Consider the following 21,219-nt stretch of genomic DNA (forward strand, 5'->3'; position numbering starts at 1 on the left):
GCGCAAACCACGAACGAGTCAGTGAGGGCTCAAAACGCTCTAGCGTGTCGCTCCGGAAACAGACCATCTGCTGTGTGGGCCGCAAGTTGAGCAGCCCCCTCTATTCTGATGTTAGGCCGGAACCCTAACCAGTGGCTTGATCTGATGACGAGTTTGTGATTCTGGATTGCTCAAGTGGAGGTATGTGAGAAAGCTATGCCATTTGGGCGTTTGTTCTGATTGAACGCCCAGCGGTGGTTCTCGATCGAGCCGAGTCTACCGAAGAACCAGCTCAGTGCCCGCGGGACCTGTGACGGGGGGTGATCTCTAACATTGTGCATATTTTGAAGCTGGGCTGCCGGGGTGTGAAACGCCCCGCCAGTATGTCTGCCGACTACGATCAGAGAGCCGTTTCGACCGCTGGTCCCTGTGAAAATTCTGGACCGGTCTTCTTGGAGGGCTGGTTGATAGCAGCGCGGTCGAGAAGAGCCTGCGAGCCGACGGACCTGCGGGAGGGCGCAGCGCTTACCTCGCGGTGGCACGAGACCTTCTGTTGAGCCTTATCGGGGCTCGCTACATGATCGCAGATAACGACTGTATACGCCGTGAGCTTCGAAGCCTGAACGTCGTACCCGTGCCCACAAGCCGAACGAGCCAAAACGAGACCGTCCGCCGCGACAGGCTCGCTAGAGCATCGGACGATTATTCGTGCGCATACCCAGCGGCGGTGAAGTAGTTTCGGCATTCGTCCGGTGAGTAGAGGTCGCAGATCGATCCGATGGCTTGCCAGAGGGCGTCGATGGTTCGGTGAGCGCCTGCCCGCAGATGCGACTTGAGTTTCGCGAAGGCCATCTCGATCGGGTTCAGGTCCGGCGAATGGCGCGGCAGGAACAGGAACCACGCACCCCGGTCAGCCAGCGCTTGCCCTGCTCGCGGGCTCTTGTGGGCGCTGAGATTGTCGAGAACGACCACGTCGCCCAGTTCCACGACCGGGGCGAGCTGGGTACGTACGTATGCATCGAAGGTAGCTCCGTTCATCGCACCATCGATGACGAAGGGCGCGATGATCCCGTCGACCTTCAGGCCGGCGATGAAGGTCTGGGTCTGCCATTTGCCGAAGGGCGTGTCGCCGCGCAGCCGGTCGCCCTTGGGACAGCGGCCATAAAGCCGGACGAGGTTGGTCTTCACGCTCGTCTCGTCGATGAAGATCAGCCTTCCTGGCTGCCTGCGCATCTGTCGCTGGCGTTGTCGCCAGAGCCGCCGTTCGAGGGCAACGTCCGGCCGGTTCTGCTCGGTCGCGAGGAATGTCTTTTTTTGCGCGTCATCCCGATGCGGATGAGATAGCGCGACAGGACCGCGGGCGCTGCGACCACGTCCCGTCCCGCCTGAAGCCGGGCCGCCAGCTCCGGCATTGTCTGATCTGGCTTCTCTTCGATGGCTGCCACAAGGAACGACCGGTGCGCATCGAGCCGACTGCCGCGCCTGCCACCTCTCGGCGCGGGCTCGACCGAACCCGTCAGTCGACGGCGCTGCATCAGCTTGATCACGAAGCTCGGAGAGACGCCAAACACCCGAGCGGCCTCGCGACACGAGCCGCCACGCCCCACAAACGCCTAGACCTTCTCCCGCAGATCGACTGAATACGTCTTCGCCATCGGAGCACCTCCAACAACGGTGAATCACCGTTCCCGCAACTTGGGAATCCCAAATCGATTCTGATCAGCAGTCCGATGCTCTAGGAGCTTCCTCTCGCCTGCCTCACCCGTAACCATTATTGTCTTCTGAGCCCGATTAAGTCGTGACCTCAAACAGCCTGCTTGTGTTCGAGATACCATGCCACCGTTCGAAGAAGCCCGTCATACAGCGGTGTTTCAGCAGTGAAGCCGAGGGCGCTCAGTTTGCTGACATCCATCAGTTTACGCGGTGTTCCGTCTGGCTTCGTGCGGTCAGTCCTCAGTTCACCTTCCAAGCCTACGATCTCCATAATCATTCGTGCCGCTTCGGCGATCGACACATCGTGGCCAGTTCCGACATTGACAAAGTCTTCGCCGCTATAGTGCTCCATGAGGTGAACGAGGGCCGCGGCCGTGTCCTCCACATACATGAACTCTCGCCTCGGCTCGCCGGAGCCCCAGATCGTCAGACCGGCCTCGCCGCGCGCCTTTGCCTCGACTGCTTTCCTGATAAGGGCTGGAAGAACGTGGCTTGTTTGCAGGTCAAAATTGTCCCCCGGACCGTAGAGGTTGGTCGGCATCGCAGCGATAAAGTCGTTACCGTACTGACGGCGGTAGGCTTGGCAGAGTTTGATACCGGCGATCTTCGCCACCGCGTACCACTCATTGGTCGGCTCGAGCGGACCGGTGAGGAGCTGGTCCTCCTTCATTGGCTGCTCAGCCATTCTCGGGTAGATGCAAGAGGAGCCCAGAAAGAGCAGCTTCTCCGTGCCAGCCCCGTGGCAGGCATGGATGACGTTGCTGGCGATCATGAGATTTTCGTAAAGGAAAGCAGCTGGGTTCGTATCGTTCGCGTGGATACCGCCGACTTTCGCTGCCGCGAGGAAGACTGCCTGGGGCCGTTGTGACCCAATGAAGTCCGCAGTCTGCCCTTGATCGGTAAGGTCCACCTGCTTTCGGTCTGCTAGAACGAGCTCGCAATCGCCTCTTGCCTCGAGGTGGCGTTTGATTGCCGAGCCGACCATGCCGCGATGCCCAGCTACCCAGACCCTCTTACCCGTAAGATCATAGCGCTTGGTCATGGATCGCCTACGCCGTGCGGCTCTGACGCCAGCTCTCCCGTTCGACCAACTTCAGATCGCTCTGGACCATCTCCTTGACCAGCTCGTCAAAACCGGTGCGGTGCTGCCAGCCTAGTTCCTCGCGGGCTTTGCTCGCGTCACCGCGAAGCAGATCGACCTCGGTGGGCCGGAAGTACCGTGGATCGATCTTGATCAGCGCCTCACCGGTCTTCTCATCGCGCCCTACCTCCTCGGCACCACGCCCCTCCCAGGCGATCTTACGATCGGTCTGAGCGAAGGCCAGTTCCACGAACTCACGTACTGAGTGGCACTCCCCGGTCGCGAGGACCCAATCGTCCGGATGGTCGTGCTGAACGATCTGCCACATGCCTTCGGCATAGTCCCGTGCATGCCCCCAGTCCCGCTTCGCATCGAGGTTGCCGAGATAGAGCGTAGACTGAAGACCCTTCTCGATGGCCGCGACCGCCCGGGTGATCTTCCGAGTGACGAAGGTCTCCCCGCGCATGGGGCTTTCATGGTTGAAGAGAATACCGTTCGACGCGTGCATGCCGTAGGCCTGCCGGTAGTTCACCGTGATCCAGTAAGCGTAGAGCTTAGCGGCGGCGTAGGGGCTTCTCGGATGGAAGGGCGTGGTTTCGGACTGAGGTGTCTCGACGGCCTGACCGTAGAGTTCCGACGTCGATGCCTGATAGAAGCGCACATCGTTCGCCATGCCGAGTATTCTGATGGCCTCGAGCAGGCGGAGCGTGCCGGTGCCGTCGGCATTGGCGGTGTATTCGGGTGTTTCGAAGCTGACCGCCACGTGGCTCTGTGCAGCTAAATTGTAGATTTCCGCTGGTCTGACCTCTTGAACTAACCGGATCAGGTTCGTGGCGTCCGTCATATCGCCATAGTGGAGGTAGAAGTTCGTCTGCGCCTCGTGCGGATCCTGATAAAGACGATCCACCCGCTCCGTGTTGAACGAGGAGGAGCGGCGTTTGACCCCGTGCACTTCGTAGCCTTTGCCCAGCAGCAGTTCGGACAGGTAGGCGCCGTCCTGACCGGTCACGCCGGTGATAAGGGCAACTTTGGCGGGCATGGAGCGTTTTAGGCCTTTCGGTAAGGACGAAAAGGAGCCCACGCTTGCCCCATGCTTCCCGCGTGATCAAGAACCAGCGGCGGAGCTGTCTTTAAGGTCCTCGTCTGGCTGTAGCTCGCGCGGCGACGAAAGGGGTAGGGTAGGGCGTTCGACTTCTACTAGGCGGCGGTGAAGGGTTATCAGCTCTTCGTCCTGAGCTGATAACCGCTCCACGACCGCCCGCCGGTTGGTGAGGAACAGCGCACCCAAGATAAGGTTCAGAAAAAGGCTGATAAGGAGCGCCGCGCTGACCAGAAGGCTTCCCCCGGTAAGCACGGCGGCCGAGCCAGCCAGAACCAGCATGCCGAGAGCGGCGATGGGCAACAGATCAGCCTGAAGCTTTCGCAGTCTCGAGGGGGGCGGGGAGGGCTCGGCGGGCGTGGGCTCAGGAAGGAAACTGCGGGCGGGAATCTTTTCGGACTGCCACTGCGCGCTGCGCGATAGCTCGGAGAAGGGGAAGTAGCCTACCTCTGAACGCAGGTTGGCATTGACGACTTCGACATTTTCCGACTGTAGCGCTTTCGCTGCCTGCGCCCATCCCTCAGTATGCAGACCGGGCCGGGGGTTCGGCAGGTTGTAACGATCGCCGGGACGCTGGTAGCCTTCGAAGAAGTAGTTTGGATTTTCGCACTCCTTCACAATCTCCAGCTCATGTTCCTCGCGCCTCTCCGCGCCGACGACCACTTCCCGATAGTTTCCGTCGATACCCATCAGAACGATTTTGCGAAACCCTAGGTGCATCGCCCAGAGAGCGGTATGGCTACCGGTGGTGATCGTGGGCGCAGCGAGCCGTCGGTCGCGCAGGAGAAGGGCCTCGAATGCCGTTACCCCTTCCGCCCGGCCGATCGGCCCGAGAGCGTCGATGAGGTTCTGACGGAGGAGAAAGCGTTGGATGCGCCTCTCTTCGATCAGTGCTGCGATCTCATCCCGGTGGCTGAGACCAACCACTAGGTCCAAACAGCTATAGCAGTGCGGGCGCCATCCGATCGTTCGCCAGTAGCGGTAGGCGGCGTTCATGCCGAAAGTCGTACCAGGCAAGTGATCGAGAGCCAGGCCTTTGAGAGACGGCCCGTTCCCCAAAATCACCGCAGTTCTGCGGTCGATTTGGAACGTGTCGGTCGTTGTTTGCATCATACCGCTTGATGGGCGCGCAGGGGCGGTTCTGTCCAGCTACCGCGGTGGCGAACTAACCTTTCCGTTTCACAGGCCCTTCTTGATCTTCGACGGGATGGCAGCGTAGGCCGCTCGCGTTAAGCGAGGATTCCAAGGATGATAGCAGGAAAGACGGTCACGGCGCTTCTCCCGATGAAGGCTCACAGCGAGCGGGTGAAGGCGAAGAATTTCCGCATGATCGCAGGCAAGCCGCTGTTCCGTTGGATACTGGATGCGCTGCTCGAAAGCGAAAGCGTCGATCGTGTGGTCATCAACACCGATGCCCGGTCCATCCTGGCCGAGAACGGACTCAACGACCAGGATGACGAGGGCCGCGTTCTAGTGCGTGACCGGCGAGAAGAGATCTGCGGCGACCTTGTCTCCATGAACCTCGTCTTGGCTGATGACGTGCAGAACGTCGACTCCGACATCTATGTGATGACCCACACCACCAACCCGCTCTTGCGTTCGGCGACGGTGGACAAAATGGTGGCACGCTACGCTTCCGGCGCTGCTTCCGGCTCGATCGACAGTCTGTTTACGGTCAACCAGCACCAGACTAGATTCTACACGAAGGATGCCGAGCCGATCAATCACGACCCGGCCAATCTCATTCGTACGCAGGATCTTCCTCCGTATTATGAAGAGAATTCGGTGTTCTATGCTTTCTCTGCGGAGAGCTTCGCGGCGACAGGAGCTCGCATCGGCCTTCGGCCGGAACTCTACGTCACACCGCCCCTTGAGAGTGTCGATATCGACGAGGTGGCGGACTGGTTCGTCGCTGAGAGCCTTCTGCAGCGGGTTGCCCGCGGCGAAGAACTTCCTGGAGGTTAGAGAATGAGCAGTCCGAAGGTTCTCGTCACCTGCCCACCCATGCTGGGTTTGTTCGAAGAGTTTCGCGAGCAGTTCGATCGTTACGGTCTCACCGGTGTTCCGGCGGAGGTGACGCAGACCATGAGCGAGGAGGAGTTGATTACAGTCCTCCCTGCTTACGATGCCTGGATCATCGGCGACGACCCTGCTTCGGCAAAAGTCGTAGAAGCCGTAGCCCCAACGCTGCGAGCGGCGGTAAAGTGGGGTGTCGGGGTCGACAATGTGGACTTCGATGCCTTCGAGAGAGCTGGCATTCCTGTGACCAACACGCCCGGCGTGTTTGGCAACGAGGTAGCGGATGTAGCGCTGACCTACCTCCTGGGTTTGGCCAGGGAGACCTACCGCATCGACCGCGAGATCAGGCAGGCTGACGCTTGGCCGAAGCCGAGCGGTATCAGTCCGGTGGGGCGGACCGTAGCCGTTGTTGGCTTCGGCGATATCGGCCGTCAGACCGTGAAGCGCGTTCTGGCCTGCGGCAGCGATGTCCTCGTTTACGACCCAGCGTCGCCTGACGACCTTCCAGAAGGCGCCGCTCTCGCTTCGTGGCCGGAGCGGTTGAACGAGGCGGATTTTCTCGTCTTCACCGCTCCGCTCAACGACGCAACGCGAGGCATGTTCAACGAGGAGCTCTTGCCGCAGCTCAAACAGGGGGTGCGGGTCATCAACGTAGGCCGCGGGCCGGTCGTCCGCGAGGAGGCGCTTCTCAAGGGGCTTCGCTCCGGCGTCGTGCATTCCGCGGCGCTAGACGTGTTCGAGACGGAGCCGCTGCCGAGTGATTCCGAGCTGCGCTCCTTTGACCGGTGCATTTTTGGATCTCATAACGGTTCCAACTCCGCCGATGCAGTCCGGCGGGTCAGCCATCTGGCGATCGAAAAGCTAGCGGGAATGCTGCGATGAGTGAACGGTTCGTCCTTATTACTGGCTGCGGGGGCGGGCTGGGGCAGGCCTTCTGCCGTTCCTTTTCGCAAAACGGCTACACGGTCATCGGTACTGATCGAATCGAGCTCGATGAGAGTAAGATGCAGCCAGACCATTTCATGCAGGTGGAGCTAGCCGCGCTCGTTCATGACGAAGCACAGATGACCGCCTTCCGGGACAGCGTTCACCGCCTCACCGGCGGTACGCCGCTTAGCGTCCTGATCAACAACGCCGCGGTTCAGAAGTTGGGCCGGACGGACGAGATCAGCATATCGACCTTCTGCGAGACGTTCGATGTGAACGTCGCAGCACCATTCGCTTTGACAAGGGCTTTCCTGAGTGACCTCGAGGAAACCAGAGGAGCGGTGATCAATCTGGGGTCTGTTCACACACGTGCTACGAAGCCGCGTTTTGCAGCCTACACCACTTCCAAAGCGGCCATTGAGGGCTTGACCCGTGCCTTGGCCGTGGACCTTGGGCCGAGGGTTAGGGTGGTCGCGATCGCACCGGCGGCTATCGATACATCGATGTTGCGGGAGGGGTTCGTGGGGAACCCCGAAGGGTTTGCCGCACTGGGGTCAGCACATCCGGTGGGTCGGATCGGGCACCCGGAGGAGATCGCCGACCTCGCTGTGTTCCTAGCTTCGGGTCAGGCCGGGTTTCTGACCGGCACGACGGTCTACGCGGATGGCGGTGTGCTGTCGCGGCTCTACGACCCGGCATGACTGCTCTGGGGTCGTTCCGCGCGGTAGGAGTACGAAGGTCTCTGCTGGGGGAGGGGCTATGTTACGACCCGTCTCGCAACACTCTTTACTGGCTGGACATCAAGGGAGAGCGGTTCTTTCGGATGAAGCTTCCCGATGGGAAGGCTGAAGAAATCGTCCTACCTGGTGGGCTGAGCTCCCTTTGCCCAACGAGGACCGGGCGCTTAGCCGCCACGCGCCGCGACGGCTTCGGCTTTATCGAGTTCGACGGCATCGAGGCTCGGTTCATCGCCGTTGCCGACCCCGAAGAGAAGCTGCCCGAGAACCGCTTCAATGACGGTGCGGCGGACCCCTTCGGCGGCTATTGGGCCGGAACGATGAAGGACGATGAGGACGATAGCACAGGCTCCTGGTACCGACTTGACGCGTCCGGGAGGACTGGTCGGTTGCTGACCGGCTTCCACGTCACTAACGGACCAGCCTTTCAGGCTGATGGCGCCGTCGGGTATCTGACAGACAGTGCGTTAGGGAAGGTTCATAGGTTTCGTCCGACTTCGGACGGGCTCGAGGAGTACGAAGAATTTCTCACTATCGATACCCAGCGCCAAGGATATCCCGACGGTATGATCGTGGACCGCGAGGACTGCGTGTGGATAGCCTTCTGGGATGGCGCGGCAGTCAGGCGCTTTACTCCGGACGGTAAGCTGATCGCAGAGTTCAACGTGCCCGCTCGACGTCCTACCAATGTCGATATCATTGGTCGTACCCTGTTCGTCACCACCGCCGCGATCGGTCTGAATGGGGACGAGCTGGTTGAAGACGGGAAGCTGCTTTTCGCGGAACTCGATCGGCCGCTCGGTCCGACGACGCGTTTCACATTCGATGACAGAGAGCTAGCCGCCCGCGGATTGTAGAAAATGCAGCTGGCTGCGGATCGGACACAGGCTGACAGTCCGGTCTTGACTGCCGCTGGCCTCTACGCTTCCGCCATGGCTTCCTGATAGGCATCCAGTACTGCCGCAACGTCGCCGTCCATTCTGACCCGCCCGCTATCTAGCCAAACGACGCGGCTGCAAACCTGCTCGATCAGCGGAAGGCTATGCGATGCCAGCACGATGATGGAGGCAGCTTGCGAGAAGGTGCGCATACGGTCCGCTGCCTTCTGACGGAACGACGCATCTCCGGTCGACAGCCACTCGTCGAGAATGAGTATTTCCGGCGTGAACGTGGTGGCTATGGCGAAGCTCAAACGCATGCGCATACCGGCAGAGTAGGTCTCTACGGGTAGGTCGAGAAACGGTCCGAGTTCAGAGAAGTTTGCGATAGCGTCGCGCTTCTCCGCTATCTGCTTTCTAGAGAACCCGGCTGCGAGCCCACGCAGCGTGATATTAGCATGCCCAGTGGCCTGAGCTTGAATGCCGAGATTGATATTGATCAGGCTCGTGACCTGACCCTCGATCGAGACGGTCCCGGTGTCCGGGGGCAGGAGTCCTGCCAGCACGTGCAGAAGTGTGGTCTTGCCCGAGCCGTTGTGCCCTACCAGGGCCACCCGTTCCCCGGTACCGACGGAAAGGTCGATACCAGACAGTGCACGAACCGCGCGAGGCCTTCCGTTTTTGTCGTAGACGATTCGGCTGGATTCGACATCGCCCTCCGCCTTCATGCCGCTAGCTGAACGAGCCAACAGAGGGTAGTTGAGATGGATATTGGTAAGATCTAGCCGGACCATATCCTACACCCAGAAAGGCAGTTTTCTTCGCATCGAACTGCCGACAAGAAGACAGAGTGCCCAAACCGCGGCGCAGGAGCTGACGGCGATCGCGTAGTGCTCTAGTGGCGTGGCTTTGCCTAGAAGAGGGTTGCGGAAAATCTCGATGAATGAAGTCATCGGATTGATGGTGGCCACTAGCCGCCGAAGACCTAGCGCTTCATCGTAGACCCACAGAATCGGTGAAGAGAATAGAAGTAATCTCGAAATAGCTTGAACAAAGTGACCTATATCGCGCAACCGTGCACAGATCAGACCGAGAAGATACTGAAGAGGGACAGCCGTAACGACAGCGATGACGAGGGCTGGAAGAGCCATCAACGCGGAAAGGTCTAGTCTCCATCCGAAGAACGGCATGGTGATGAACGCGCAGGCAATCTGGATCGCGAATGGGAAAAGAGAACGTGCCACACTTTTAAAGACATATATAGAGTAGGGTAGCGATGCGCTGCGTACCCAGCCGCTGTTGACCACGAAGACGCTGCATCCGTCCACAATGTTTGAAAGCAGAAAACTAAAGATCGCGAACCCGAAAGCCACGTAGGCAGTGAACGCTCGACCTTCGAGGTCCGAAAACCCGCCGAAGAACAAAGCCAAGCCGAAGACCCAGAGAAGGTATGAAATCGCGATCCAAAGTAGGCCGACCGCGCTGCGGCGGTAGCGGTTCTGAATCTCGTCATTAGCGAAGGCGACCCACACCTCGCTCAAGGCGGCGCCGCGCAATATGTCGGACCAAACGCCTTTCATGCCGGACAGGACTGAGATGGTCATCTACTCCAGAAAATGGGTGTATCATTTTCGCCACGTAAGGGCGTTTGAACGTGCCCGTGCGGGTTTGCACAGCACCCGTCAAGTTCTAGCTCGGAGCGGCCCCTTGGCCGAGTTGCGCAGAGCGAGAGGTCAGGGCATTAGGTCTCGGGCAGTACTGGTCGAGGTGCTCCGCGCTGCAATACGTGTCAACGAAGGGCTTACATGCAAAACGCAACGGTGTCGGTTGTCATGCCGTCGCTCAACCAGGCTCAGTTCGTTAGGCAGGCGGTGGAAAGCGTCTTCTCGCAGCGACAGGACGCATTGGAGCTGATCGTCGCCGATGGCGGATCGAGCGATGGCACTCTGGACGTGCTTGAAGAGCTCAGCCGTTCTCATCCTCGTTTGGTCTGGTCCTCACAAGCCGACACCGGTCCGGCCCAGGCCATCAATCGAGCCCTTTCGCAAGCCGAAGGGGAATTCATCGGTTGGTTGAACTCGGATGATCTGTATGCGTCGCAGATGATGGAGAAGGCGCTCAGCCTCTTCGAGGACCACCCGGAGCTTGTCATGGTCTACGGCCACGGTCAGCATATCGACGGCGAAGGGGACCTCATTGGCGACTACCCGACCCTGCCGCCCCCCATCGAGCCGCAGCGCTTTCACGCTGGCTGTCCGATCTGTCAGCCCACGGTCGTCTTCAAATCTACCCTTCTCGAAGAGGTCGGCTTCCTGGACGAGGAGCTGAAGGCAAGCTTCGACTTCGACTACTGGCTTCGCGTGTTCGGCGCCTATCCCGGACGGATCGGCTTTGTCGATGGGGTTCAGGCCTATTCCCGTTTACATGACGACTGCATCACCAGGAACGCTCGGCGTCGGGTCGCGACGGAGGGTCTGATCGTGACCAAGCGCCACCTCGGCTCGTCTTCGGTTCACTGGCTGACCACTTATCTCGAGGAGTATGCTGACGACGCGACGGATAATGTTCTCGTCGCGGATCTGCTTGCCGAACTCGACGCGGTGCTGGCCGCGGCACCGGGATGCGTGTCCTCCGAAGACGCGGCCCTCGCCAGGGCGCAGCTCGAGCTGATGGGTCCGATGCTCGCGCCAAGCCGGGGCCAGGATCAAAGCAATCGTGCCGGGCAAGTGCGATGACCAGGATTGATCTTCGCCACTTCCTTCGGGCGGAAGGGTGGTTCCTTTCCGAACCGGATGGGCGATGGTGCGCTCTGGAAAGCAGCCTTCGCCTGCCTCCGCTGCCTGCCGGGCCCGCTGAACTGCGGTTGGTAGCGGCGGCTGAAGCCTCGCCGTTTCTGCTGCAGAAGATAAGCGGGACGCTGGACGGCCAGCCGATCACGTTCAGCTCTTCCGCGCCGTTGCAACGACCTCGCGGGTTCAGGCCGCTTCTGTCCGCGGCCAAACGTGCCGTACGTTCCTCACCGCCAAGTTTCCCTCGGTTAGTATGTGGCCGTGCCGATCTTAAAGCTCGGGCGGAGGAGTATTCGAGCCTTGAGCTTGTCTTCCCCGCTTCCCTGGAGGGTGGGCCTTCGAGCGACCCGCGCGAACTGGCGGTCAAGTTCTCTTCCTTGGAGGTCTTCTCTACATGATGCGCTCGGTCCGCCGATCGGCGGCAAGCCCCGTTCAACATTGATACGGGACCGCCGCCCTGTTACCGCCAAGCGCTGCCAGACGGAAGGGAACGCTTCGTGACGACCAGCCACGCCTTCTCCGTCGCGCCGATGATCGACTGGACGGACCGTTACTGCCGGTTCTTCCACCGGCAGCTTACTCGGCGCGCGCTTCTTTACACCGAGATGGTCACGGCCGAGGCGATTCTAAACGGCGACCAGGGTCGTCTTCTCGCCTATGATCATGGGGGGCCGACGGCGCTGCAGCTCGGCGGCTCGGATGCCGACAAGATGGCCAAGGCGGCGCGGATCGGCGCGACCTACGGCTATGACGAGATCAACATGAATGTCGGCTGCCCCTCGGACCGGGTGCAGTCCGGGCGGTTCGGCGCCTGCTTGATGGCCGAGCCGGAGCTGGTGCGCGACTGCCTCATCGCTATGCGTGAGGCTGTAGCCCTGCCGGTGACTGCCAAGTGCCGCATCGGCATCGACGATCAGGACCCGGAGGTGATCCTGCCGCGCTTCCTGGAGGAGGTGCAAAGGGCTGGCGTCACCACGGTGATCGTCCACGCCCGCAAGGCTTGGCTTCAGGGCCTTAGCCCGAAGGAGAACCGCACCGTCCCGCCCCTCGACTACGGTCTCGTCGAGCGGATGAAGGAGCGCTTTCCCGACATGCGCCTCATCCTCAACGGCGGCATCGCCTCGCCGCGCGAGGGGCTTGAGCACCTCGAAAAGCTCGACGGCGTCATGCTGGGACGCGCTGCCTACGAACGGCCCATGGAGCTGTCGGAGGTCGACCAGCTCTATTTCGGCGAGGCGCCTAGCTCCGTCACTGCCGAAGAGGTCGTCCGCACCGTGACAGAGAAGGTGGAAACGGACGGCACCCCCATCTGGCGCTACGCCCGCCACATGCTGGGGCTCTTCGCGGGCCGCCCCGGCGCCAGGCGCTGGCGCAGGCGCATCTCGGAGGAGGGGCGTTCAGATGACCCGCGGCTGCTGATGCGTATCCTTATCGAGGAAGGCTTGGCGATACCGTCGAGGCAAGCGGCCGAATGAAAATGCGCCGGTTTCCAGGCCTGGGTGCGCTTTTGATCGTAGCAGGCTGGGTGTTCTTTGTCTGGTATGCCAACGTAGCTGACCTGACCCCTTACGGACGTCTCCCTCGAGCTATTGACGTCTTGCCGTTTCTGATTGTGCCGCCTTTGCTTGTCGGCCTTGGAGCCTATTTCGGTCGGTTGTCGCGGCTTCTGCTCATCCCCGTCATTCCTTTCATGCTTTACGGATACTGGTTCTACTGGACGGACCTCGACAGTCTCATCTTCGAAGCTCTCGGGCGCAGCAGTTCATGACCTCCATCCTCCTCCTCATCGCCACCGGCGCTTTCGCCGGCACCCTCGGCGGGCTATTCGGCATTGGCGGCGGCATCGTCATCGTGCCGGTGCTCTATCTCGTCTTCAGCCAGCTCGGCGTGGACCCGGACACCGCGGCCAAGACCGCCGTGGGCACCTCGCTGGCGACGATTATCGTCACCTCCATCCGCTCCATGATGGCGCACCGGAAGCGGGGGGCGGTCGATTTCGGCGTGCTGAAGCTTTGGGGGCCGTTCATCTCCATCGGTGCTGTGATGGGCGCGCTGGTGGCGGGCGCGGTAAGCGGCCGTGCGCTTCTCATCGTCTTCGGCGTCGGGGTTATCGCCATCGGCATCCAGCGCCTCGCCGGGAAGAGGGGCGCGCCCGCCTCGCCAGTTGTCTTCTCCGCCCTCGCGCAGCGAGCCATGGCGGTGGGCACGGGCCTCGTCTCCTCGCTGATGGGCATTGGCGGCGGGGTGATCGGCGTCCTCCTTCTCACCCTCGCAGGCCGCCCCATGCACCAGGCGGTGGGCACAGCCTCAGGCTTCGGCCTCGCCATCGCCGTGCCGGGGGCCATCGGCTTTGCCCTGATCGGCCTCGATGCGCCCAAGGTGCCGGGCGCCGTCGGCTATGTGGACGTGCTGGGCTTCCTCGCGGTGAGCCTGGGGACGGTGATCTTCGCCCCCCTGGGCGCAAGGCTCGCCCACGCCCTGCCGGCGGACAGGCTGGCGCGCATCTTTGGGGGGTACCTTCTAGTGACCGGGGTGCTGCTGCTGCGCGAAGCGTTTTTCGGCGCGTAGCGCTGTCATCTCCACCGTCATCCCGGAAGCTCGGAGAGCTATCCGGGACCCATGGGTCGCTGGTTCGATTTCCATGTGGCGGAGGCGCGTCTTGCGAGGCTTCGGTCCATGGGTCCTGGATAAGCCTTCGGCTTTCCGGGATGACGGGGAAAGACAGTCCACACCTTCCGGCCAAAGCCTATCGCTACCATCTGTTGACCACCTCAACCCCCGGTCCTACCAGCCTCCCGACCAAGGAGTTCACGGATGAGCAAAGACTACGACGTCGTCGTCATCGGCGGCGGCCCCGGCGGCTACAACGCAGCGATCCGCGCGGCCCAGCTCGGCCTCAAGACGGCCTGCATCGACAAGCGCGAGACCGGCAAGTTCGGCGGCACCTGCCTCAATGTCGGCTGCATCCCGTCCAAGGCGATGCTGCACGCCTCCGAAGCCTTCGAGGCGGCGAGCCACCACATGGCCGATCTCGGCGTTAAGATCGCGGGCGTGGAGCTCGATCTCGGCCGCATGCTCGGCCAGAAGGAAGACGCCGTGAACGGCCTGACCCAGGGCATCGAGTACCTCTTCAAGAAGAACAAGATCGACGGCTACAAGGGCTTCGGCAAGATCGCAGGACCCGGCAAGGTCACCGTGGACCTGATGGACGGCGGCACCGAAGAGCTCTCGGCCAGGAACATCATCATCGCGACGGGTTCGGACATTCTCTCTCTCCCCGGTGTCGAGATCGACGAGAAGGTCATCGTCTCCTCCACCGGCGCGCTCAGCCTCGACAAGGTGCCGGAGCATCTGGTCGTGGTCGGCGGCGGCTATATCGGTCTCGAGATGGGCTCGGTCTGGCGTCGCCTCGGCGCCAAGGTCACCGTGGTCGAGTTCCTCGACCGCATCACCCCCGGCATGGACGGCGAGATCTCTAAGCAGTTCCAGCGCATCCTCAAGAAGCAGGGGCTCGAGTTCAAGCTCGGCACGAAGGTGGTCGGCATCGAGAAGACCGGCTCCGGCGCCAAGCTGACCGTCGAGCCTGCCAAGGGCGGCGACGCCGAGGTGATCGAGGCCGACGTGGTCCTCATCGCCATCGGCCGCAAACCCTATACTGACAATCTCGGCCTCGATACCGTCGGTATCCAAACGAACGAGCGCGGCTTCATCCCCGTGGACAGCCACTGGCGCACGGGCGCCGATGGTGTCTACGCCATCGGCGACGTGACGCCGGGTCCGATGCTGGCGCACAAGGCCGAGGAAGAGGCCGTCGCCGTGGCCGAGGTCATCAAGAACGGCCATGGCCATGTGGATTACGGCGTCATCCCCGGCGTGGTCTATACCGACCCGGAGGTCGCCACCGTCGGCAAGACCGAGGAGCAGCTGAAAGAGGAGGGTGTGGACTACAAGGTCGGCAAGTTCCCCTTCACCGCAAACTCCCGCGCCAAGACCAATCACGAGACCGACGGCTTCGTCAAAGTCCTGGCCGACGCCAAGACCGATGAAGTGCTCGGTGTGCACATGATCGGCGCGGGCGTGGGCGAGATGATCGCCGAGGCATGCATCATCATGAGCTTCGGCGGCTCATCCGAGGACATCGCCAGAACCTGCCACCCCCATCCGACGCGTACGGAAGCTTTCAGGCAAGCCGCCATGGGCGTCGAAGGCTGGATGATGCAAGCCTGACCGCTTGCGGTCAGGTCCAGCCGGAGAAAAGTTCGGGGGACCTTTTCCAGGGGTTCAGGGCCACGGCAGGGGCGAACCTCAAATAAATCTGTAGGGCGGGCGGCGAAGCCGACCGCGCTCCGACGGGTGTATTCTGTGAACGCGGTCGGCTACGCCGCCCGCCCTACGACTTATCCCCCACCCTCCAAACTCCCCTACAACCCCCTCATCCGGCGAGGCGGGGAGGGGACGTCACTCTCCTTACGCCGGGTGGCACTTCGCGCCCGTGATGGGGCGGATTGCGAGAGCTGCGGATCGGCCGCCAGAAGAAGAGGTGCCGAGCGCGCGGGCGGCGGGATGGTCTCCACTAGGGGCCACGGCTGACCCTAGAACAGACAAACACCCCAGCCGTGGCCACGCCTGCGCGCTCCCCGTTTCCTCCAGCAACTGCCTACGGGCAGCTAAAGGCGTTCGCCTCCCAACGACTGGCCCATATGGGACAGAGACATTCTCACGTAGGTGTGACACCTCCTCATGGCGGGCGCAGGGACCCGCATGGTTCAGGGAACACCCATGATCAGAACTCTTCTTGCCGCGGCGCTGGCCGCCGGGACGCTTGGAGCTTCCGGCGCGCACGCGCAGCAGAACGCTACTTTCCACCAGGGCTGCATGATGAAGGCGGACCTCGCCGCCGACCTCGTCAAGGCCGATGACCGGCTCAAGGGCGAGGCGAACAGGGGCCGCGCCGAGCGCTCCATGCGCAGCTTCGCCCGCGCCCAGGAGCGCAAGATGGAGGAGGTGCTGAAGGCGGGCTACGAGAAGGCCGCCGCCTTCGGATGGTCCAAGGAGAAGGTCGATGCGGAGCATGAGAAGCTCGGCGAGGCCGTGATGGCCAATCATATCGAGCCGGTGCGGCAGAAGGGCCGCCTGATCGCCGACGTGGTCATGGCCGTCAATACGTGCGCGGAAGGCTCTCCCGACGATCTCGGCCAGAAGCCCGAGGAGATCGTCCAGATGCTGAACACCATGTTCAACTGGTCGCGCCGCTAGCCGCCGATCGCAGGCTCTCTTCCTCAGGGCCGTCCTCTTCGTCCTTCGGATGCCTCGCCCGTGCCCTAAAGGTGAGGTGCCGGGGTCACACCCCCGCTTCGAGTAGCTCCACTCGGCGCGGCCCGGCACATCCGGAGGGCGAAGAGGGCGGCCTTGGGGGGTAGTGGGCCGCTCCGTCCGGGGGGATGGGAGCGGCCCGTGGGGGACCTACAGCGTGTCGCTGTAGACCGGCTGGATATCGACGGGAATGTCCGTCATCGAAGCGATGACCCGCTCGGCGTCACCGTCCAGCACGCCATAGCCGTCCAGGAAAGCGCCGGCTGCATCGTAGTCGCCATTGCCCTGTAGCATGACCACCTTGGCCGTCAGATCACGGATGGCCTGCTCCAGCGCAGCGAAGTCGACGCGGTAGAGCTTCGTCTCTTCATCCACCTCGAAGGCGCCCGCCTCCTTGTAGAAGCTGTACTGGAAGGCCGCGCCCTGGCCGTGGGCCTCGCCGATGCCGAAGCGCATGGAGCGGAAGAGGCCCGCGAAATAAGTGGCGAGGAATGCCTCCTTCTCGGCGGCGGGAAGCTCGCCGCGCTCCATCATGTAGAGGATGTTGTAGGCGCCCATCACGTCCGCCTTGCCCTCTTCGAGCGCCGAGTAGCGCTCCTGAAGGGCGGCGTTCACGGTGGTCTCCTCGCCGTCCACCGTGATGACCCCCGGCCCGAGGCTGTGGCTCAGCTCGTGGAACAGGGTGTTCATGCCCATATATTTCCGCACCAGGAGGGATGCCTGCTCGGGTACCAGCACCTTGCCCGCCATTGGCTCCAGGATGCGGTCGAACTTCGCGCCGAGCACGTTGTTCAGCAGCACCTTCTTCGCGCCCTTCGCCTCCCGCACCCGCTCATCGTTGGGGAGGTTGAAGGCGATGGTCTGCACGCCCGACACGTTGTCCCCGCCGCCATGCACCTGGTCTACAACGGCGATAGGGCTTTCGAACCCTCTACGGAAGTTCTTGTAGCTCTCCTCGACCGGCAGGTTCGTCTCCATGTCGCGAAGAAGGCCTTTGTACTTGTCGAGCGCCGCGCTCTCTTCGGGGTTCCGTACCGTGACGAAAGCCTCGAAGGCGGTCTTTCTGCCGAAGAGGCCGTCATCATAGACCTCATAGGGGCCGATCGCGACCTCGATGGGTCCGTCGAGATCCATCCAGGCGAGCTCGCTCTCGTAATAGTCGTCGGAGAGGAAGCTCTCGGCGCGTAGCCGCAAGAACCGCTTCAGGTTCTCGTTTTTCGTGATCCCGGCAGCTTCGCGCAGCAGCGCTGCGGCAGGTTCGAGAAACTCGGCATAGGCGACGGAGTAGGGGATCGCTTCGAGGCCGCCGTCGCCCGTGCGTCGGATCACCGTGTAGCCCGAGGTGAAGGCCTCCTCGTCGCCAGGGTTCTCGGCGATCCAGGCTTCGAACTCCTCGCGGGTGAGGTCGGCGGGGTAGAAGCCCGCACCCTCGGGCCGCTCATCGGTGCCGACGAAGGGCTCATTGTGGTCGAGCGTGTCCCACGGTCCGAAATGGAGGTCGAAGAGCTCCAGCACCATCTCCTTGTTGGAGATATTGGAGGCGAGGATCGCCTCGCGCCGCGCCGGGTTCTCCGGCGAGATCTGGCGCAGATAGATGGAGCTCATGAGGTTGCCTGCCCGATTCAATAGCTCGACCACCTGCCGCTCATCCTCGGTCAGGAAGGAGGTGTCGGGGTCCATCTCGATGCGGGCGAACTGGCTGCGCATGGTCTGCAGCTCCTCGGTCGAGGCGACGTTCATGGTGCTCTGCCCTTCGGTGCGGACGGCTTCCTCGCCCTGGGGTTCAGGCGCTTCCGCGCCGTTCTGACCGCAGGCGGCGGCAGTAAGGAGAAGGCTCAAAGTGAGGGCCTTGGTGGTGCGTTTCATGGGTCACTCCCTGACGTTGCGCGGGTTCTAGCGGCGCTTCGTCCCGGCGCCAAACCCCTGGGGTGACGAAGGGGTGGGGGCGGGTCTAAGGGCAGGGCCATGACAAGCGCCAAACGACACGCGGCCAACGCCGCGCTGGAGCTGATCGGGGACGGCATGAAGCTCGGCCTCGGCACGGGCTCCACCGCCGCCCTCTTCCTCGACGCCCTGGCCGAGAAGGTGAGGGGCGGGCTCGACATCGAGGGCGTGCCGACCTCGCAGCGGACCGAGGAAAGGGCGCGGGAGCTGGGCATCCCCCTCTTCCAGCCGGACGAGACCACCCGTCTCGACCTCGTCATCGACGGCGCGGACGAGATCGACGCGCAGGGCCGCATGATCAAGGGCGGCGGCGGCGCCATGCTGGGCGAGAAGATCGTCGCCTCGGCGGCGGCGAAGTTCGTTCTCGTCGCCGATGTGTCCAAAAGGGTAGGGACGCTGGGCCGCTTCCCCCTGCCCGTAGAGGTGGTGCCCTTCGCCTACGCGACCACTATCAGGGCCATACGCGAGACCCTGACTGCCCTCGGCTATGAAGGCGCCAAGGTTGAGCTTCGCGGCGCGGAGGGCGGCGGCTTCGCCGAGACCGACAGCGGCAACCTCATCGCCGATCTGCACCTCGGGCGGATCATGGAGCCCGAGGAGCTGGACGCGGCGCTCACCCTTATCCCCGGCGTGGTGACAACCGGTCTCTTCATCGGCTTCGACGTGCACCCGCTCATCGCCGACGAGAACGGGATCACCTGATGGCCGAGGAGAAGACCCCTTACGACGTCCTGAAGGAGGCGATCCACGCTTACGGCGAGGCGGCGATGGAGAACTTCCTGCGCTGCCGGGCTTTGGGACATGCGATTGCATCCGGCCTTCACGACTATCTCGCCGCGCCTGAGCCCTGCGTGAGCCTGGTGCCGCCCAAGGGTCCGTTCGACCCCTCCAGGACCTATGGCGACGCGGCCTTCAGCTACGATCCCAAGCAGCCCATCCGGCTGGAGCCGATCAGCTTCGGCGTCTGCGTCACCGTGCCGAACACGGAGGACTCGGGCTCCCTCTGGGTGCGGACGGGAGTGACCGTCGACGTCAAGGACGACCATTTCGAGGTCTTCGTCACCAACCAGCCGCGGCGGCGTGTCCCGCTCGAGTTCGAAGGCCAGCTCGAGCCGGTCTTCGATGCGCTGATGACGGAGTTTCTGAGGCTCTTCCGCATCGAGCTCGCTGATTTCGGCGATCCGCGCTACCAGAACCGTATCGGCTTCGTGCCGACCCTTCCCCACGAGACGGACTAGCCTGCAAGACGGGGCGAAAGATTTTCCATGACCTACGACTACGACCTTTTCGTCATCGGTGCCGGCTCGGGCGGTGTACGCGCTGCAAGGCTTGCCGCCCAAGCCGGCTTCAAAGTGGCCTGCGCCGAGGAGAGCAAGCCCGGCGGCACCTGCGTGGTGCGCGGCTGCGTGCCGAAGAAGTTCTTCGTCTACGCCTCCGAGTTCGGCCACGCCATGCAGGACGCGAAGGGCTACGGCTGGTCCTTCCCCGGCGGCGAGCCCCAGCACGACTGGCCCTCCTTGCGCGACGCCGTGCAGACCGAGGTGAGCCGCCTCTCCAGTATCTACACGAACATTCTCGAGCGGAACGGCGTCGAGCACATCGCCGAGCGCGCCGTGGTCACCGGCCCCAACAGCCTGCGCGTCGGCGAGCGGGAATTGACCGCCGAGCGCATCCTGGTGGCCGTGGGCGGAAGGCCCACCCGCGATGACAGCATCGAGGGCGCGGAGCTCGGCATCGTCTCGGATGACGCCTTCCTTTTGGAAAAGCTGCCGAGGCGCGCCGTGGTGGCGGGTGGCGGCTATATCGCGCTGGAGTTCGCCTTCATCCTGGCGGGCCTTGGCGTCGATGTGACCCTCGTCTATCGCGGCGAGCAGGTCCTGCGAGGTTTCGATAAGGATATGGGCGCCTTCGTCGAGAGCCAGTTCGAGCGGGCAGGCATCACCTATATCAACAACAACGTCTTTACCAGGATCGAAGGCACCAGGGAGGGCGAGAAGACGGTGCACCTCTCGGGCGGGCAGAAGGTCGAGACCGACCTCGTCTTCTGGGCCATCGGGCGCACACCGAACACGAACGGCCTCGGCCTGGAAGAGGCGGGCGTCAAGCTTGACGAGCAGGGCGCCGTGGTAGTGGATGAGGACAACCAGTCCTCCGTACCCTCCATCTTCGCGGTGGGGGATGTCACCAACCGCGTGAACCTCACCCCCGTCGCCATCCGCGAGGCAGTGGCCTTCGTCGAGACCCAGCTCAAGAACAACCCGGTACGGATGGACTACCGCGCCATCCCCATGGCCGTCTTCGCACAGCCTCCCGTCGCCGCCGTCGGCCTCACCGGCGCGGAAGCGCGGGCGGCAGGCTACGACGCAGTGGTCTACAAAACCGACTTCCGCCCCATGAAGAACGTCCTCGCGCACAACCCTGAGCGCATGGTGATGAAGCTGGTGGTGGACAAGAAGACCGACTGTGTCCTCGGCTGCCATATTGCGGGTACGGACGGACCGGAGATGATCCAGATCGCCGCCATCGCGGTGAAGGCCGGGGTCACGAAGGCCGACTTCGACCATACCTGCGCCCTCCACCCGACAGCGGCGGAGGAGATCGTGACGATGACGGCGGTGGTGGAGGAGTAATGAGTATGCGGAGGCTCATCCCCCTCTCCCCACGGGGGAGAGGGGAAAGGGGTGAGGGGGCGCCGCCTCCTCGGCGAGGCGCTATGGCCTCTCACCGCAGGGGGGGGGGG

19 protein-coding genes are annotated in these 21,219 nt (G+C 62.6%); 12 read left to right on the forward strand and 7 right to left on the reverse strand.

What is annotated here, in order from left to right:
• Positions 1-681: 681 nt before the first annotated feature.
• The 4 genes from NOG11_RS07025 to NOG11_RS07040 form a co-directional block, all read right to left on the reverse strand.
• A protein-coding gene (locus tag NOG11_RS07025; RefSeq protein ID WP_256619010.1) for an IS630 family transposase occupies positions 682-1,586 on the reverse strand; the annotation gives its coding sequence in 2 pieces (ribosomal slippage) (positions 682-1,296 and positions 1,299-1,586; 903 coding nt in all).
• 197 nt (positions 1,587-1,783) lie between these two features.
• Positions 1,784-2,734, reverse strand: coding sequence for a GDP-L-fucose synthase family protein (locus tag NOG11_RS07030; RefSeq protein WP_256619011.1), 951 nt, complete (start codon positions 2,732-2,734; stop codon positions 1,784-1,786).
• A gap of 7 nt (positions 2,735-2,741) precedes the next feature.
• Positions 2,742-3,812, reverse strand: coding sequence for a GDP-mannose 4,6-dehydratase (gene gmd / locus NOG11_RS07035; protein WP_256619012.1), 1,071 nt, complete (start codon positions 3,810-3,812; stop codon positions 2,742-2,744).
• Between the two features lie 66 nt (positions 3,813-3,878).
• A complete protein-coding gene (locus NOG11_RS07040; RefSeq protein WP_256619013.1) occupies positions 3,879-4,889 on the reverse strand; it encodes a hypothetical protein in 1,011 nt (336 codons plus the stop codon).
• Positions 4,890-5,120: 231 nt separating this feature from the next.
• On the opposite strand from NOG11_RS07040, the gene NOG11_RS07045 reads away from it, so the two are divergent.
• Genes NOG11_RS07045 through NOG11_RS07060 form a run of 4 tightly spaced genes read left to right on the forward strand, consistent with a single transcriptional unit; the run spans position 5,121 to position 8,412 of the window.
• Positions 5,121-5,837 carry an acylneuraminate cytidylyltransferase family protein gene (locus NOG11_RS07045; RefSeq protein WP_256619014.1) on the forward strand — a complete coding sequence of 239 codons (717 nt, stop codon included), beginning with the start codon at positions 5,121-5,123 and terminating at the stop codon, positions 5,835-5,837.
• 3 nt (positions 5,838-5,840) lie between these two features.
• Positions 5,841-6,773, forward strand: a complete 933-nt coding sequence (locus tag NOG11_RS07050) for an NAD(P)-dependent oxidoreductase (protein ID WP_256619015.1) — start codon at positions 5,841-5,843, stop codon at positions 6,771-6,773.
• Positions 6,770-7,519 carry an SDR family NAD(P)-dependent oxidoreductase gene (locus tag NOG11_RS07055; protein WP_256619016.1) on the forward strand — a complete coding sequence of 250 codons (750 nt, stop codon included), beginning with the start codon at positions 6,770-6,772 and terminating at the stop codon, positions 7,517-7,519. Before NOG11_RS07050 ends, NOG11_RS07055 begins: the two co-directional genes overlap by 4 nt.
• Complete coding sequence (locus NOG11_RS07060) at positions 7,516-8,412, forward strand: SMP-30/gluconolactonase/LRE family protein (RefSeq protein ID WP_256619017.1); 897 nt, start codon at positions 7,516-7,518, stop codon at positions 8,410-8,412. Before NOG11_RS07055 ends, NOG11_RS07060 begins: the two co-directional genes overlap by 4 nt.
• A gap of 62 nt (positions 8,413-8,474) precedes the next feature.
• Here the strand turns inward: NOG11_RS07060 and NOG11_RS07065 are convergent, their stop codons facing one another.
• Positions 8,475-9,227 carry an ABC transporter ATP-binding protein gene (locus tag NOG11_RS07065; protein ID WP_256619018.1) on the reverse strand — a complete coding sequence of 251 codons (753 nt, stop codon included), beginning with the start codon at positions 9,225-9,227 and terminating at the stop codon, positions 8,475-8,477.
• 3 nt (positions 9,228-9,230) lie between these two features.
• Entirely contained in the window at positions 9,231-10,037 is an 807-nt protein-coding gene (locus NOG11_RS07070; RefSeq protein WP_256619019.1) for an ABC transporter permease, read from the reverse strand.
• Positions 10,038-10,265: 228 nt separating this feature from the next.
• On the opposite strand from NOG11_RS07070, the gene NOG11_RS07075 reads away from it, so the two are divergent.
• The 5 genes from NOG11_RS07075 to NOG11_RS07095 all read left to right on the forward strand — a co-directional run bounded on the left by NOG11_RS07075 (position 10,266) and on the right by NOG11_RS07095 (position 16,478).
• Positions 10,266-11,168, forward strand: a complete 903-nt coding sequence (locus tag NOG11_RS07075) for a glycosyltransferase family 2 protein (protein ID WP_440590422.1) — start codon at positions 10,266-10,268, stop codon at positions 11,166-11,168.
• 551 nt (positions 11,169-11,719) lie between these two features.
• Entirely contained in the window at positions 11,720-12,697 is a 978-nt protein-coding gene (dusA, locus tag NOG11_RS07080; protein WP_256619021.1) for a tRNA dihydrouridine(20/20a) synthase DusA, read from the forward strand.
• Positions 12,698-12,986: 289 nt separating this feature from the next.
• Positions 12,987-13,790: a sulfite exporter TauE/SafE family protein gene (locus tag NOG11_RS07085; RefSeq protein ID WP_256619022.1), complete on the forward strand. Its 804-nt coding sequence runs from the start codon at positions 12,987-12,989 to the stop codon at positions 13,788-13,790.
• 246 nt (positions 13,791-14,036) lie between these two features.
• The gene (gene lpdA / locus NOG11_RS07090) at positions 14,037-15,449 is read left to right on the forward strand and encodes a dihydrolipoyl dehydrogenase (protein ID WP_256619023.1); all 1,413 of its coding nucleotides are present in this window, start codon (positions 14,037-14,039) and stop codon (positions 15,447-15,449) included.
• A 552-nt stretch (positions 15,450-16,001) separates the two neighbouring features.
• Positions 16,002-16,478, forward strand: coding sequence for a hypothetical protein (locus tag NOG11_RS07095; RefSeq protein WP_256619024.1), 477 nt, complete (start codon positions 16,002-16,004; stop codon positions 16,476-16,478).
• A 207-nt stretch (positions 16,479-16,685) separates the two neighbouring features.
• Here the strand turns inward: NOG11_RS07095 and NOG11_RS07100 are convergent, their stop codons facing one another.
• Positions 16,686-18,401 (reverse strand): DUF8614 domain-containing protein, encoded by a 1,716-nt coding sequence (locus tag NOG11_RS07100; protein ID WP_256619025.1) that lies wholly within the window; start codon positions 18,399-18,401, stop codon positions 16,686-16,688.
• Positions 18,402-18,500: 99 nt separating this feature from the next.
• Between NOG11_RS07100 and rpiA the strand changes: the two genes are divergently transcribed.
• From rpiA to gorA, 3 genes are read left to right on the forward strand one after another with little or no spacing between them, the layout of a single operon-like run.
• Positions 18,501-19,181, forward strand: coding sequence for a ribose-5-phosphate isomerase RpiA (rpiA, locus tag NOG11_RS07105; protein WP_256619026.1), 681 nt, complete (start codon positions 18,501-18,503; stop codon positions 19,179-19,181).
• Entirely contained in the window at positions 19,181-19,717 is a 537-nt protein-coding gene (locus NOG11_RS07110; protein WP_256619027.1) for a hypothetical protein, read from the forward strand. The genes rpiA and NOG11_RS07110 overlap by 1 nt, the downstream gene beginning before the upstream one ends.
• 27 nt (positions 19,718-19,744) lie before the next feature.
• Positions 19,745-21,109: a glutathione-disulfide reductase gene (gene gorA / locus NOG11_RS07115; protein WP_256619028.1), complete on the forward strand. Its 1,365-nt coding sequence runs from the start codon at positions 19,745-19,747 to the stop codon at positions 21,107-21,109.
• The last annotated feature ends 110 nt before the right edge of the window (positions 21,110-21,219 follow it).

The organism is Parvularcula maris (assembly GCF_024505085.1).
Lineage (GTDB): Bacteria > Pseudomonadota > Alphaproteobacteria > Caulobacterales > Parvularculaceae > Parvularcula > Parvularcula maris.